The organism is Kitasatospora sp. MAA4, assembly GCF_029893355.1.
Classification (GTDB): Bacteria; Actinomycetota; Actinomycetes; order Streptomycetales; family Streptomycetaceae; genus Kitasatospora.
Genome location: NZ_JARZAI010000047.1, coordinates 20,276 through 33,544, shown reverse-complemented (window position 1 = coordinate 33,544; position 13,269 = coordinate 20,276). Strand labels below are relative to the sequence as shown.

Annotated in this window: 14 protein-coding genes and 2 tRNA genes; 3 read left to right on the top strand and 13 right to left on the bottom strand. The window is 74.3% G+C overall.

The window, feature by feature from the left end:
• Positions 1 to 119: 119 nt before the first annotated feature.
• From P3T37_RS35840 to P3T37_RS35805, 8 genes are all read right to left on the bottom strand, one after another.
• A complete protein-coding gene (locus P3T37_RS35840) occupies positions 120 to 542 on the bottom strand; it encodes a PIN domain nuclease (RefSeq protein WP_280728153.1) in 423 nt (140 codons plus the stop codon).
• Positions 539 to 748 carry a type II toxin-antitoxin system VapB family antitoxin gene (locus P3T37_RS35835; RefSeq protein ID WP_280728152.1) on the bottom strand — a complete coding sequence of 70 codons (210 nt, stop codon included), beginning with the start codon at positions 746 to 748 and terminating at the stop codon, positions 539 to 541. The genes P3T37_RS35840 and P3T37_RS35835 overlap by 4 nt, the downstream gene beginning before the upstream one ends.
• A gap of 123 nt (positions 749 to 871) precedes the next feature.
• Positions 872 to 945, bottom strand: a tRNA-Lys gene (locus tag P3T37_RS35830).
• A 68-nt stretch (positions 946 to 1,013) separates the two neighbouring features.
• Positions 1,014 to 1,607 carry a bifunctional DNA primase/polymerase gene (locus P3T37_RS35825; protein ID WP_280728151.1) on the bottom strand — a complete coding sequence of 198 codons (594 nt, stop codon included), beginning with the start codon at positions 1,605 to 1,607 and terminating at the stop codon, positions 1,014 to 1,016.
• A gap of 131 nt (positions 1,608 to 1,738) precedes the next feature.
• Positions 1,739 to 2,086 (bottom strand): hypothetical protein, encoded by a 348-nt coding sequence (locus tag P3T37_RS35820; protein WP_280728150.1) that lies wholly within the window; start codon positions 2,084 to 2,086, stop codon positions 1,739 to 1,741.
• A gap of 182 nt (positions 2,087 to 2,268) precedes the next feature.
• A complete protein-coding gene (locus tag P3T37_RS35815) occupies positions 2,269 to 3,657 on the bottom strand; it encodes an AAA family ATPase (protein WP_280728149.1) in 1,389 nt (462 codons plus the stop codon).
• A complete protein-coding gene (locus P3T37_RS35810; RefSeq protein ID WP_280728148.1) occupies positions 3,654 to 5,255 on the bottom strand; it encodes a hypothetical protein in 1,602 nt (533 codons plus the stop codon). Before P3T37_RS35810 ends, P3T37_RS35815 begins: the two co-directional genes overlap by 4 nt.
• On the bottom strand, positions 5,252 to 6,466 hold the full coding sequence (locus tag P3T37_RS35805) for a hypothetical protein (RefSeq protein ID WP_280728147.1): 1,215 nt from the start codon (positions 6,464 to 6,466) through the stop codon (positions 5,252 to 5,254). Before P3T37_RS35805 ends, P3T37_RS35810 begins: the two co-directional genes overlap by 4 nt.
• A 126-nt stretch (positions 6,467 to 6,592) precedes the next feature.
• Between P3T37_RS35805 and P3T37_RS35800 the strand changes: the two genes are divergently transcribed.
• The gene (locus tag P3T37_RS35800) at positions 6,593 to 7,264 is read left to right on the top strand and encodes a histidine phosphatase family protein (protein WP_280728146.1); all 672 of its coding nucleotides are present in this window, start codon (positions 6,593 to 6,595) and stop codon (positions 7,262 to 7,264) included.
• On the opposite strand, the gene P3T37_RS35795 is transcribed toward P3T37_RS35800, so the two are convergent.
• Complete coding sequence (locus P3T37_RS35795) at positions 7,240 to 8,601, bottom strand: tetratricopeptide repeat protein (RefSeq protein ID WP_280728145.1); 1,362 nt, start codon at positions 8,599 to 8,601, stop codon at positions 7,240 to 7,242. The genes P3T37_RS35800 and P3T37_RS35795 overlap by 25 nt on opposite strands.
• A gap of 373 nt (positions 8,602 to 8,974) precedes the next feature.
• Between P3T37_RS35795 and P3T37_RS35790 the strand changes: the two genes are divergently transcribed.
• On the top strand, positions 8,975 to 9,424 hold the full coding sequence (locus P3T37_RS35790) for a hypothetical protein (RefSeq protein WP_280728144.1): 450 nt from the start codon (positions 8,975 to 8,977) through the stop codon (positions 9,422 to 9,424).
• Between the two features lie 78 nt (positions 9,425 to 9,502).
• Positions 9,503 to 10,396: a fused MFS/spermidine synthase gene (locus tag P3T37_RS35785; protein WP_280728143.1), complete on the top strand. Its 894-nt coding sequence runs from the start codon at positions 9,503 to 9,505 to the stop codon at positions 10,394 to 10,396.
• 19 nt (positions 10,397 to 10,415) lie between these two features.
• Here P3T37_RS35785 and P3T37_RS35780 read toward each other — a convergent pair whose 3' ends face one another.
• The 4 genes from P3T37_RS35780 to orn form a co-directional block, all read right to left on the bottom strand.
• Complete coding sequence (locus tag P3T37_RS35780) at positions 10,416 to 11,252, bottom strand: hypothetical protein (protein WP_280728142.1); 837 nt, start codon at positions 11,250 to 11,252, stop codon at positions 10,416 to 10,418.
• Between the two features lie 288 nt (positions 11,253 to 11,540).
• Positions 11,541 to 11,996: a DUF4442 domain-containing protein gene (locus P3T37_RS35775; protein ID WP_280728141.1), complete on the bottom strand. Its 456-nt coding sequence runs from the start codon at positions 11,994 to 11,996 to the stop codon at positions 11,541 to 11,543.
• A 110-nt stretch (positions 11,997 to 12,106) separates the two neighbouring features.
• Positions 12,107 to 12,182 (bottom strand) — tRNA-His (locus tag P3T37_RS35770).
• A 127-nt stretch (positions 12,183 to 12,309) separates the two neighbouring features.
• Positions 12,310 to 12,912: an oligoribonuclease gene (gene orn, locus P3T37_RS35765; protein ID WP_280728140.1), complete on the bottom strand. Its 603-nt coding sequence runs from the start codon at positions 12,910 to 12,912 to the stop codon at positions 12,310 to 12,312.
• Positions 12,913 to 13,269: the final 357 nt, after the last annotated feature.

The window sequence follows — 13,269 nt, the reverse complement described above, 5'->3', positions numbered from 1 at the left end:
GCAAGACGCTCGACTGGGATACCCCAGCCGAGCGTCTACGTGATCTACTCACCACCTAGAACCAGTGGTGTTGCGACGACCCCTGGAACCCAAGCGGGGTGATGGCCTTCAGGCGTCGCTCACAGGCTCCCGGGTGTCGCCAACCACTGCACAGGCTGACCGGTCACAGCGGCCACCGTCTCGAAATCCCGGTCGTAGTGGAGGAGGGTGAGGCCCGAGAGGTCCGCAGTGGCTGCGAGCAGGAGGTCGACGGCCCCGGCGGAACGATGCCCGCCCTGCTCGGTGAGCTGTTGCTGGACCCGCCGGGCGCGGCTGTACACCTGATCCGGGATCGGGACCCAGCTGAGCAGGGTGCCGAGCAGCTCCTGCTTGGCCAGGCGGTCGGCCACTGACCTCGCCGAGAAGAGGAACTCGAGTTCCGTCAGGTCGCAGTAGCCGATGACGCCCTCGGTGAGGTGCTTGAGCCATGGCTCGCGGGCGTCGGCGCTGGTCAGGATGCGGGCCAGCGCCGAGGTGTCGATCAGATAGGACTGCGGGCTCATCGCCGGTAGTTGTCCTTGTCCAGGAGCACGTCGAAGTCACCCTGCTCGCCCATGGCCACGAGCCGGTCAAGGGCAGCTAGTCGCTTGTGCCGGAGGGACACCTCGGCCAGAGCGGCGTTGACGGTGTCCCGTTTCGTCTTGGTGCCGAGCAGCTCTGCGGCCTCGGCCAGTGCCACGTCGTCGACCTCGACCAGTAGCTTCGCCATGAGCGCCTCCGTATATATCGCCGACGCTTCCAATATATCAAGGTGCGACGTCAGGGCAAGGTACTCGGCGGCCCGAAACGCCGATAGGCCCGTCACCGGAGTGACGGGCCTATCGGTTGTCTGTGCGCCGCCAGGGACTCGAACCCCGGACCCGCTGATTAAGAGTCAGCTGCTCTAACCAACTGAGCTAGCGGCGCTTGCTGACAGAGAGGACTCTAGCAGCGGGCCGAGGTGCAGCCAAAATCGAATACCGCCGGGCGGGAGCTCAGCTGCCGGGAAGCGGGCGCAGCCGGGCCGCGGGGGTGAGCGGGCGGGCGGCCGGGGTGGCGGCGGCGACGGTGGGGGCGGTGGCGCGGGCGGCGCGGACGCAGGCCCAGAGCAGGACGGCGGCGCCCGGCAGCCACGGTTCGCTGGTGTCCGGCGCCACGATCCAGCGGCCGGCCGCCGGGCCCGGCGCGTCGGAGGGATCGGGCGGCCGCTGCACGGGCGGGACGGTCACCGCGTCGCCGAGGCCGTGGCAGAGCAGCGGCGGTACGTCCCGGGCCCACTCCTCCCAGGCGAGCAGCGTGCGCAGCCGGGGTGCCGCGCCCGGCTGGACGAGCAGCAGGGTCCGGCCCCGGTAGGTGGCGACCGGGCCGCAGCCCGGGCCGGAGGCCCACAGCTCGTCCAGGACCCGGCGGCCGAACAGCGCCGGCATGCTGATCACGTCGAAGACCCGGCCGCAGGGCAGTACGGTCGGCGCCCAGGGCCGGGCCTCCCACAGGGCGCGCATACTGCGCGGGTACTCGCTCGCCGAGGCCAGCCAGGCCTCGCCCGCCACGGTCAGGTACTCCACGGATTCAAACGTCCAGATGTCCACGCGCAGCAGCGTGCTCCGGCCCGGCGGGCGGGTGCAGCGAAAATACGGTTCGCCGGACACCGCCCGTCCATGCGGCGTACGCTGGCCCGCTGCATATGCCAGGGGACCGGAAACGGCGGCCCGGCGACCGCTCAGCGGTCGCCCGCGCGCTGCTGACGCAGCAGGCCGCGGCCGTACTCGACCATCTTCGCGGCGTAGTCGGCGGTCCAGTCGGCGCGCGCGGCGATCTCGGCGGGCGAGAGCGCGTCGAACCGGCGCGGGTCGGCCAGCTGGGCCGCGGCGATCGCCTGGAAGTCGGTGGCGCGCTCGGCGGCGACCCGGAAGGCGAGCGCCAAATCCGTGGAGCGGCGCAGCAGTTCCGCCGGGTCCTCGATGCTCTCCAGCTGGAAGAAGCGTTCCGGCTCGGCCACCAGGGCATCGGGTTCGAACAGCAGCGGGGCCGGACGCAGTCGGCGGGGCGTGTCGTGGTGATCGGGCATGCGGGGGCACCTTCGGTACGAGGAACGGATCTCGGCCGTCGTCCATTGTCGCGCGCGGGCGCCCGCCACCGAAACGGTGCAGCGGCGGGCGCTCCGCCCCGCCGGGCGCCGGGGGCGTGCGCCCACGACCGCCGACCCCACGGCCGGCCTCGCTACGGCCGGCCTCGCTACGGCCGGCCTCGCTACAGCCGGACCCGGTGCTCGGCCAGCTGCGCGAGCACCGCGTGATTGGCCTCCCAGCCGTCCGGGAACTTCACCGTCACGCCCAGCTGGACCGGCTCGGTGGACGGGTGCTCGTCCAGCAGGCCGGCGATGCCGGCGCGGGCGACCACGATGCAGGCGTGCCGGTGGCGGGAGGCGAGCACGCAGAGCCGGCCGGTCTCCAGATGGAAGGCGGTCGCGTCGGGGCGGCCGGAGAGCGGGTGCAGCACGACGGTGACGTCGTACTCGCGGCCCTGCAGGCGGTTGGCCGTGTCGACCGTGACGGCGGGGCCCGCGGTGGAGTCCACCGGGACACCCAGTGCGGTCAGGGCGGCGCGGACGGCGGCGGCCTGGTCCCGGTGGGCGGTGCCGACGGCGATCCGGCCGGGGGAGAGCGGGGTGCTGCCCTGCTCGGAGTGGGCGGTCAGGCCGCGGTCGAGCAGCCGGCGCACGGTCGCGGCGACGGCGGCCACGGCCTGCGGGTCGGTCCGTACGGTGAGCCGGGCGGGCAGTTCCAGCAGGGCCCAGCCGTGCTCGGCGGCCTCGTCGATCGCGGCGTCCACGGCCGAGCCGTCCGGGCGGGTGCCCGCGACCAGCAGGCGCTCGCCCGGGCCGGTGCCCGAGCGGAACGGTGTGTAGGGGTAGAAGGCGGTCGAGATCAGCGGCGCGGCCGAGGCCGGCAGCCGCCAGGAGACCGGCAGCCGGTGCGGCACGATCGCCGGGTTGTGCGCCAGCAGGGTCACCACCGCGCTGCTCGACGGGTCGTAGGAGAGTCCGGCCCACTGCTCGGTGCCGACCACCGTGAACGGGTCCAGCTGGCCCGGGTCACCCACGAAGAGCGCCCGCTCGAAGAGCCGGGCGACGGCGAGCAGCGCGTCCGAGCGCATCTGGTACGCCTCGTCCACGATCGCGTGCCGCCACGGGTCGACGTCCTTGACCCACTGCCACTTGGCGGCGGTGGAGACCACCACGTCCAGTTCCAGCAGGTCGGCGGGCTTGGTGGAGGCGGTGACGTTCGGGTGGCGCAGCGCCTCGGGGGCGGGCCTGGCGTCGCTGCCGTGCAGGCGGCCGATGCTCAGGCCGGGGGCCTTGAGTGCCAGCCGGTCCACCAGGTCGTCGACCTGGCTGTTGGTCTGGGCGACGATCATCAACCGCTCGCCCGCGCCGACCAGCTCCTGGGCGGCCCTGACCACCAGCGTCGACTTCCCCGCGCCGGGCGGGGAGTCGACCACCACGCCGCGCGGGGCGCGGGCGGCGGGGCGTACGGTCGCGTCCAGGATCGCGGCCACGGCGGCGTCGGCCGCCGCGCCCGGATCGGTGCCGAGGCTGACGCCGGGCGAGGGCTGAAGAGGGCTCACAGTGCTGGTCATTCCCACTCTTCGGCGGTGGTAGGCGAATCCTGGGTGGCGGACGGCGGGCCACCGTGCGTCCAGGGGGTGTCGTCCGGCTCGGGCAGCGGGGCGGACTGGCGGGCCGTCAGCTCGAAGAGCGTGAAGGTCACCCGCTCGCCCACGGCGGGTAGCGAGCCGGGCTCGGGCTCCTTCTTGCGGCCCATCCCGGAGGCGACCCGGACGGTGATCAGGCCCTGCTCGGGGTCGACCGCCGTGATCACCGCCTTCTGGACGGCCGGACCCCCGGCCCGGTGCACCTCGCGGCCGAGGTCGGCGTGCGGGTGGTCGGCGGTGCGGACGGTCAGCAGCGGACGGGGCTTGGGGGTGCGCCCCGAGGTGTCCCAGTCGGGCACCAGCTCGGTCACTTCGCCGCTGAACGCCTCACCGGCCAGGCGCCGTTCGGCCATCGCCAGCGGGTCGTCCAGCGCCTCCTGGACGTCGGTACGCACCTGCTCGCGCTCGCGCTGGGCGAGCTTGCGGGCGGCCGTGACGGCGTCGTCCCGGCGGGGCTGCGGTGGCTCACCGGCGGCGACCCGCTCGCGGTGGCCGGTGAAGGACCACCGGTCGCTCTCCCAGCGCTCCGGCAGGTGGGCGGCCGGCGGCAGGGTGCGCAGCAGGTCCAGGCCGCGCCAGACGTCGTGCCAGGTGGGCAGCAGCACCTCGGTGAGCAGCGCGCGCAGCTGCTCCACCGCGCGCTCGGCGGACGCCTGGGCGCTCTGCGCGCGCGGGCTCTCCGGGCCGTCCTCGTCCTGGGCGTGGCGCAGTGCGGCGAGTGCGGCGTCGTAGCGGCCGATCGCCGGGGCGAGCAGCTTCTCGTCGAAGCGCGGGTCGGTGGTCGGCCCGGCGGGCGGGTGCAGCAGCTGGCCGCGCTCGTCCCGGCCGCTCTCCACCAGTCGCGCCGCCTCGGCGCCGGACAGCCCGGACGGCGGCTCGTGCCAGGCGAGTTGGGCGCCCAGGTGCTGGTCCTCCAGCTGGCTCTGGCCGGTCGCCCAGTGCCGGGCGAGCAGCCCGGTCATCGGCAGCAGCAGGCTGGACCCCGGCACCTTGGCCCGATCGGTGAGATGGGTCAACCAGCGCCCGAGCAGCGGCACCTGGGTCGGCGCGGGATAGCGGCCGGGGTCGGGATCCTCGGCGGTGCGGCGGAACCGGGTGGCCCGCCCGAGCAGCGCGAGGTGCTGCGCGGCGCCAGGATTGGGGACGATCAACTGCGGTGCGTCAGCGCTGAGTTCGCGGAAGGTCGGGATCTTCTCGCCGGTCTGCGGATCCTTCTCGGAGCCCTCGATCCGCTCGACCTCGGCGGCGCACGACTCCAGGTAGGGCAGCAGGTCGTCGGCGAAGGCGGCCAGGAAGGCGTACCGCTGGCCGCGGTTGAGCGGCTGCGGGACGATGTGCAGCCGCGGCGCCGAGCGGTCGGTGCCCAGCAGGACGGCCAGCGGCGCGCCGTCCTCGGCCGCGGCGGCGAGCGGCACCAGGACGAGCGGGCGGTCGGACAGGTGCCGGTGCCGGACGGTGGCCAGCGGCTCGGCGCGGCCGCTGCGCACGGCCTCCAACCGGGCCAGGGTGCCGAGCAGGCTCATCCGGCCACCGCGCCCGCCATCGCCGTCGCCGGCACTCCCAGCGCTTCGGCGCGCAGGGCGGCCGCGTAGCCCAGCCGGGCTGCCGCCTCGTCGCCGAGCGGGGCGCCGCCGCTCGCCGCGGCCAGCGCCTCACCGACCGTGCGGATGCTGCCCAGTTCGCCGCGGACGCCGCGCCCCAGCTGCTCCACCGCGCCCTCGCAGCGCGCCTGCGACCGGCAGTGGAACCCCAACTCGCAGCTGGACAGGCACTCCGGGCTGTACGCCGCCGGCACCGCCTCCACCGCCGCCGTCAACTCCACCACCGGACGGGTCGGTTGGCCGCCCGCATCCGGGAGGAGGTCGAAGCTGGTGCCGGGCGGCAGCGCGTCCAGCAGCTCCTCGATCCGTGTCATCCGGGCCAACTGGCGGCGGGTGGTGGCCAGTTCGCGCCGGATGTCGATCAGTTCGGCGGTCGGACGGTTGCCGAAGTCCTTGGGGCAGACCAGCAGGACGGACGTCTCGGGGCTGCCGGGCAGCTCCCGGGCCTCGTACGGGCCGCCGCCGGCCCGGGCCCCCGCCCGGTGTTCGGCCGCCTCCTGGAGCGCGAGCACGTAGACCGCCGCCTGCCGGGCGGCCGCGCCGACCTTGGCCGGGTCGGCCACCCCGTCCAGGACGGGGAAGGACTTGATCTCCACCACCGTGCACCGCCCGCCCCGCATCACCACGGCGTCCGGCTCCAGGTAGGCGGGGGAGCCGGCCACCGTCAGCCGCAGCATCGGGTGGTCCAGCAGCGTCCACGCCGCGGGCTCGGCGACCGCCTCGGCCAGCGCCCGCGCGGTGCGCTCGGCGCGCGCGGCGGGAGTAGAGCGCGGCAGCAGGTCCGGCACCCGCAGCGGGGCGTCGTCCTCGGCGGGCAGGCCGAGCCGGCTGCGCAGCGGGTCCAGCAGGGCGGCGCAGCCGTCGGCTTTCAGCCGGGCCTCGAAGATGTTGCCGCGGGCGATCGCGAACGGTGAGCGGCCGAACGGCGCCGGCTGCCCGAGGCGGTCGGCGAGGGCGGTCTTGTCCACCCCGGCGGCGTCCAGCAGCGCGCGGCGGCGGCAACCGGGGTTGGCCGCCAGCGCGGCGAGGGCACGGGCGTCGAGGCCCCGTTGCTCGGCCCCGCCGCGCAGCGCGGCCAACCGCCGGGCCGGGTCTGCGGCGTGCACGATCTGCTCGGTACGAGTGACGTTCATGGTGTTCGCCAGTGTTGCACCCGGGTCGGACAATCGGGGCCGAACCCTGCCAGTGCGGGCGCCGCGGTGAGTGGGGGATCATGGGTGGGAGCTTTCGACCACGCCCAGGTACTCAGGAGCCGCCCGATGCCCGCACGTCTGATCCTCGTCCGCCACGGCGAGACCGCCTGGTCCGCGAGCGGCCAGCACACCGGTCGTACCGACATCCCGCTCACCGACGAGGGCCGCGCGATGGCCCGCGCGCTCGGCACCCGGCTGCACCGCGCGCCCTGGCTCGGCCTGCCCGACGCCCTGGTGCTCACCAGCCCGCTCTCCCGCGCCCGGGAGACCTGTGAGCTGGCCGGCTTCGGCGACCGAGCGGTGGACCGGCCCGAGTTGATGGAGTGGGACTACGGCCTGTACGAGGGCCGCACCGGCGCGGAGATCCGGGAGACCGAGCAGCCGAACTGGCTGATCTGGCGCGACGGCGTGCCCGGCGGCGAGAAGCTGTCCGAGGTGGCGGCGCGGGTGGACCGGCTGCTCGCCGAGCTCAACGACGAGCACGGCACCCCGCACCCCGAGACCACCACCATGCACTGCGCCGACCGCGACGTGATGATCTTCGCCCACGGCCACCTGCTGCGGGTGCTGGGGGCGCGCTGGCTGGGCCTGGCGCCCGAGTACGCCCAGCGGCTCAAGCTGGGGACGGCCGCGCTCTCGGTGCTCTCCTGGGAGTACGGGCTGCCCGCGGTGGAGGTCTGGAACGACCTCAGCCACCTGGACACCCTCAAGCCTCAGGCCGCCAGCGCGCTGTCGTAGCCGGCCAGGAAGACCCGCACCTCGCTGACCGCGTGGTGGGTGCGCAGCCGGGCCGCGGTCTCCGCGAGCATGCCGCGGATCCGGGCCGAACGGACGCCGCTGAGCAGGCCGACCGCGGCGCAGCCGTGCTCGGCCGCCCCGGCCAGGTCGCCGCGGCCGAGCCGGTCGTGCGCCAACTCGGCGGTGTAGAGCGCCCGGTTGCGGACGAACTGCGGCTCCTGCAGCGCTATGGCCAGCCCGGCCTGCTCGCTGGCCCGGTCCCACTCGCCCAGCGAGGACCAGCACTGCGCCTCCAGGCCGGCGATCTCCGCCTCGCCGTAGAAGGACATCCACTCCGGGTCGCCCTCGCAGTCGCCGCGCTCGAAGAGGGTGTGCGCGCGGACCAGGGCGCGCTCGAAGGCGGCCCGGTCCTGGAGCACCGCCCAGGCGCCGGCCTCGCGCATCGCGAGCAGCGAGAGCAGCCGGTCGGAGTCGAGGTGGCGGGCCGCACTCTGGCCGGCCTGGGCGGCCCGCAGGGCCTCGCGCGGCCGGCCGGCGTCCCGGGCCAGGAAGGCGCTGTTGCAGAAGACATGGGCCTCCAACGCCGCGTCGTCGGCCATCCGCGCGGTGGCCAGCGCCTCGGCGTAGAACGAGCGGGCGTCGGCCAGCCGATTCGAGTCGTGTGCCAACCAGCCGACCGAGATGGCGAGTTCGCCGGCGGTGGACTGGAGTTGGCGCTCGGTGGTCAGCGAGTAGTCGCCCTCGTTGAGCAGCACGTACGCGCTGCGCAGGGACTGCCCGGCCAGGTCGAACAGGGTGTCGGCGCCGTGCAGGTCGTCGGCCAACCGGATGTCCCGGACGGCCTGTTCGACGATCCGGACGTCGGCCGAGCCGACCTTTCGGGGAGCCGGACGGTGCTGGCGCGGAAAGATGGGGCGGGGGGCCGCGGCTCGGGCCGGTGCGTCGAGACCGAGCACGCTGGCCAGGGCGGTGGGACCGCCGTTCAGGAACGTACGGCGACGCACGTCGTCGTTCTCCTCGTCGGGATGGTGCGGCTCGGGCGGTGCTGGTCGCCGGGGCGTCGGGCTGCGCCGGACGGCTGTCCGGGGCGCGAAGCCGAGATCCTCCAGCGACCGGTCCGGCCACATGTGGCGGAATACCCGCTCGTACGCGTAGTTGGGGCAGCGGATCTCGCCGGCCTCCACGCGTCCGATGTACCGGGCGTCGCAGGACACGTGCTCGCCGATGTCCCGTGCTGCCCGGCGGATCGCTACGGCGAACTCCGCGGGGGAGAGGTTGCCGCGCAGCTCGCGCATCGCGGCGTTGGGGGTGGGCGCGGCGGGGGCGGTGGCTGCCATGGTGCGCTCCGAGGTGGTGCGGGGCGGTGCGGGTTGGTACGGGGGTGGTGCAGGTTTCTTCGGGGGACGACAGTACCGGCTGTCATGAGGTGCTCACAGTGCGTTCGTGGGAAAATAGCGGATATTTACCGCCAAATCGGGCATCTCCCAGGCTTTCTGCCATGAAATGCCATGGCTTGCTGTAAGACGCCCCGTGGCCATCTGTGCTTCTGGCCCGTTGTGTTGACAACGGAGAATTCGGCGCCGCCCGACCCTCCGGCCAATTTCATAGCACCAGTTCATTTGTCTCACTGACGCACCCTCAGACTGCCTGGACGAGTCGAGGAGTGGGCAGCGGGAGAGGGAACACGAGGGAAACAGGAGGGCTCGCACCATGGCCACCGCAATGCCGCCGTTCCGCAGTCCGGTAGCCGGGGGTGCGCCGGGAGGTGCCCTCGGGAGTGCACTGGAGGAGGCGGTCCCCCTTCGCCCGCCCGCAGTCCCGGGCGCCCAACAGGCCTGCGACACCGTCACGGTCGCGCTCCGGCACGGGCTGGAGACGGTCGACATCCTGCGGCTCCGCCGGGCCTGCGGCTCCGCCATGCAGGGCGCCGCCGGTGCCACCGTCAGCTTCCTGGTCCCGGCGGGGACGGCCGCGGGGTGGCGGCTGCCCGGCACCTCCTGTACACCCGGCGCCGCCCTCCTGCCCCCCACCGACCCGCGCTGGCTGGTCCCCCCGGTCGGAGCCAACGGCGCCCCCGCCGCCACCGACCCCTGGCTGCTGCGCTCGGTCCTGTGCGAGGCCGCCTGCACGCTCACCGCAGGCGGCCTCGGCCCGTTCTGAGCCGGCGCCCTCCTCCGGCCTCCCTCCTGCAACCTCCCGCCTGCGCGTTTCCGCACTGGTCGGGAGATACTTCGCCCCATGGGACGAGACCGACGCGCCACCTCCGACAGCAGCACCGAGGGCGGCAGCACCGACGCCGGCGGCATCCGCTCGCGCCGCACCGACACCGGCCTCGCGGAGCTCGTCCCCGACCGCGACCGCCCGCAGGCCTGGTCCCTGCTGCTCGACGGTGCCCCGCAGTCCCATGTGGACCTGGCCGAACCCACCCGCCTGAGCTTCGAGTACCAGCGCCGCCTGGGCCATGTCGCGGATCTCGCCGGACCGCCGGGCAAGCCGATCCGCGCCCTCCACCTCGGCGGCGGCGCCCTCACGCTCGCCCGCTACGTCGCAGCCACCCGCCCGCGCTCCCGCCAGCAGGTGGCCGAGTTGGATGCCGCGCTGACCGAGTGGGTCCGCACCGAACTCCCCCTTCAGCAGGGTTGGCAGATCAAGGTCCGCGGCGCCGACGCCCGCGCCGTCCTGGAACGCGCCCCCGAGGCCGCGGCCGAACTGGTCATCGCAGACGTCTTCTCCGGTGCCCGCGTCCCCGCGCACTGCGCCACCCTGGAGTTCGCCGCCCTCGCGGCCCGCGCGTTGGCCCCCGGCGGGCTCTACGCCGTCAACATCACGGACGGCGGCGCCCTGCCCTTCGCCCGCTCCCAGGCGGCCACCCTGCTGGCGGTCTTCCCGGAGGTGGCGCTGATCGCGGACCCGGCCGTGCTGCGCGGCAAGCGCTTCGGCAACCTGATCCTGGTGGCCGGTCAGACCTCGCTGCCCATCGCTGAGTTGACCCGTAGGACCGCCTCCGACTCCGCACTCGGCCGGGTCGAGCACGGCAGGTCGCTGGCCGACTTCACCGGCGGCGCCGCCGTGGCCACGGACGCCGCTTCCGCGCCCTCACCGACCCCGCCGCCGGGCGCCTTCCGAAGCTAGGCGGTGCCCGGCGGGGGTGTCAGTGCCCCCGCGGCAGGCCGCGGTGCTTGTACATCGCGGCGCCGGTCAGCAGCAGGCCCGCGGCGATCGGGATGAGCACCGCGTTCTCCGAGCCCGTCGCGCTGAGCGGGTCGGCAGCTGCGGCGTACCGGGCCGCGACGGTCCGGCCGTTGCCGGTCGCGGCGGCCGCGAACTGGTCACCGTCGGCGGCCCCGGCGCCGGTCAGGCCGCCGAACTCGCCGGCGGCAGCGCCGCGAGGCGCCCCGACGGCGGCGCGTCCGCTGTCGCGGGAGGCCGCGAGATCGGCGGTCCGGGCCGCGAGGACGGCGGCCGACGCCTCGTCGGCCGCGCTGACGGTCCGGGCCGCGGTCCCGTCCGGCCGTCCGCCCGGATCGGCTCCCCACCCGCCCTTCGCGTCGCCGTCCGCGCTCCAGGCGTCCCCCGCGGACAGACCGCTTCCCGCCCGGGCAGCCGGAATGCCGATCGTGCCCGCACCGGCCACCGATCCGGCCCGCCCGCCGCCCGCGCTTCCGGAGGACGAGCGCGACGCCCCCGATCCGCTGCTGTGCCCCGACGCCTGCGCGGGTACGGCGGGCAGCAGGACGGCGGCGATGGCGAAGGCGTCCGGGACGGCGGTGGCCTGTCCGGGCAGTGGGAGGCCGCCGCCGCGGATCTGGTTGCGCAGCAGCTGGTCCACCGCGCCGGTGGACCCGGCCGCGTCGCCGGCCAGGCCGGACCCGGACAGCAGCGACGGCTCACCCGGTCGGTCGGCAGCCGGTCGGCCGACCGGGCCGGTGGCGTCCACGGCCCGGACGGACTCGACCGGTGGCCCGCTCGCCGCGCAGGCAGTGCTCACGCCCAGTCCCAGCCCCCAGACGTGAGCCAGAACCGCCCCGCCGGCAGCCAGAGTTCGGGACCGGGGGCGGGGCAGCCGACCGGCTGTCGAAGGGGCCGGGGTCGGACCCGGGGCGGCGGCTTGCGGTTCCGACGGCTGATTGGCTCGCACGTGAGGGGAGAACGAGCCGGGACCCCGCGAGGTCACGCCGGCCGCCTCCCCGCAGGGCTCGACGGCACCCCGGGACGGTCGGATTTCGGCCGAATCGACCGTCCCGGAGGCCGCTGGGGCCCCAGCGGCCCATGGGGCCTAGGAGTTGGGGCGCAGCGTCCAGAGCACGGTCATGATCCCGGTGACCGCGCCGTCCTCACGGGTGATCTCCACGGTGACCGGGAACTCCGGGCGCTGTCCCGCGTCCAGCTCGGCGACGATGTCGGCCACCGGGCGGCCGAGGACCGCGGTCGCGGTGACGACGCCCTTCGCGAGCTTCTTGTAGGCGATCTCCGCGCTGACGGCGAGCGGCACGGCCCGGGAGAGCTGGTCGCCGAAGGCCGCCAGCACGATGCAGCCGCTGGCCGACTCGGCGAGGGTGAACATCGCACCGGCGTGCGGTCCGCCCACGTGGTTGTGGTACTCCGGCTGGTCGGGGAGCTGCAGCACGGCGCGCTCGGCGGTCGTCTCGAGGTAGGCGAGCTTGAGGGTGCGGGCCATCGGGACGGTGGAGTCCAGCAGCTGGCCGATCGTGGGTGTGGTCATGAGGGACATGTTACTTACGAGTAGCTTCGCTGGGCAGGGGGGTCCCGCAGAAGTTTGCGTGAGCGGAGCCGGAAACGACTTGAGGGTCTGATCTCCATGGAGATCAGACCCTCAAGCGATGGGGTGAGTAACGGGACTCGAACCCGCGGCCACCTGGACCACAACCAGGTGCTCTACCAACTGAGCTATACCCACCATCTGTCCGGGGCGTTCCCGCTCCGACAGGAAGAACTCTACAGGATCCGGCAGAGTGCTCGCGCCAGGGTTTCGGCCGCGGGCGGCGTGGCCGTCGTCACGTCCGGGACGGCGGCCACGCCCCAGCTCAGGCCGACGGGAGCTGGTGCTTGGCGGCGATGGCCCGCGCGGTCTCGGTGTCCGGCCCGGGAGCCGGGACGAACACTGCCTCGCGGTAGTAGCGCAGTTCGGCGATGCTCTCCCGGATGTCCGCCAACGCCCGGTGGCTGCCGCCCTTCTGCGGGCTGTTGTAGTAGGCCCGCGGGTACCAGCGGCGGGCCAGCTCCTTGATCGAGGAGACGTCCACGATCCGGTAGTGCAGGTGCCCCTCCAGTGCCGGCATGTCCCGGGAGAGGAATCCCCGGTCGGTGGCGACGGAGTTGCCGCAGAGCGGGGTCTTGCCGGGCTCCGGGGCGTACTCCCGGATGTAATCGAGCACCAGCTTCTCGGCCTCGGCCAGCGTGACCCCATCGGCGAGCTCGGTGAGCAGGCCGGAGGAGGTGTGCATGGTGCGCACCACCTCCGGCATGGTCGCCAGGGCCTCGTCCGGCGGGCGGATCACGATGTCCACACCCTCGCCGAGGATGTTGAGCTCGGAGTCGGTGACCAGGGCGGCGACCTCGATCAGGGCATCCCGATCGAGGTCCAGGCCGGTCATTTCACAGTCGATCCACACCAAACGGTCATTCACACAGGTCACCCTACGGCGCGATCCCGCGATGCGGGCAGCGGGAGGCCGTCGGGCGCCTCGCGCGGTGCGTTCGGGTGAGCGGACGAGCGGTCCTCCTCCGGCACCCGGCCGCCTGACGCCGCGTCGACTGACGACTGCTCGCCTGCCGCTGCCACCTGCTGCTCGGAGGCAGCCGGCCGCGCGGCCCGGGCCGGTCCCGTTCCCGGTCCCTGACCCGGATCGGACTGCCGCGGCGCCGCCGAGGCACCCGGCTGCACTGCGGGCTGCACCGCAGGCTGCCGGCCCAGGGGCTGCCGGGGCGGCACACCGGCACCGGGGCCGAGGCGCCCGTCGGGCGAACCGGGCCGCCCCAGGCCG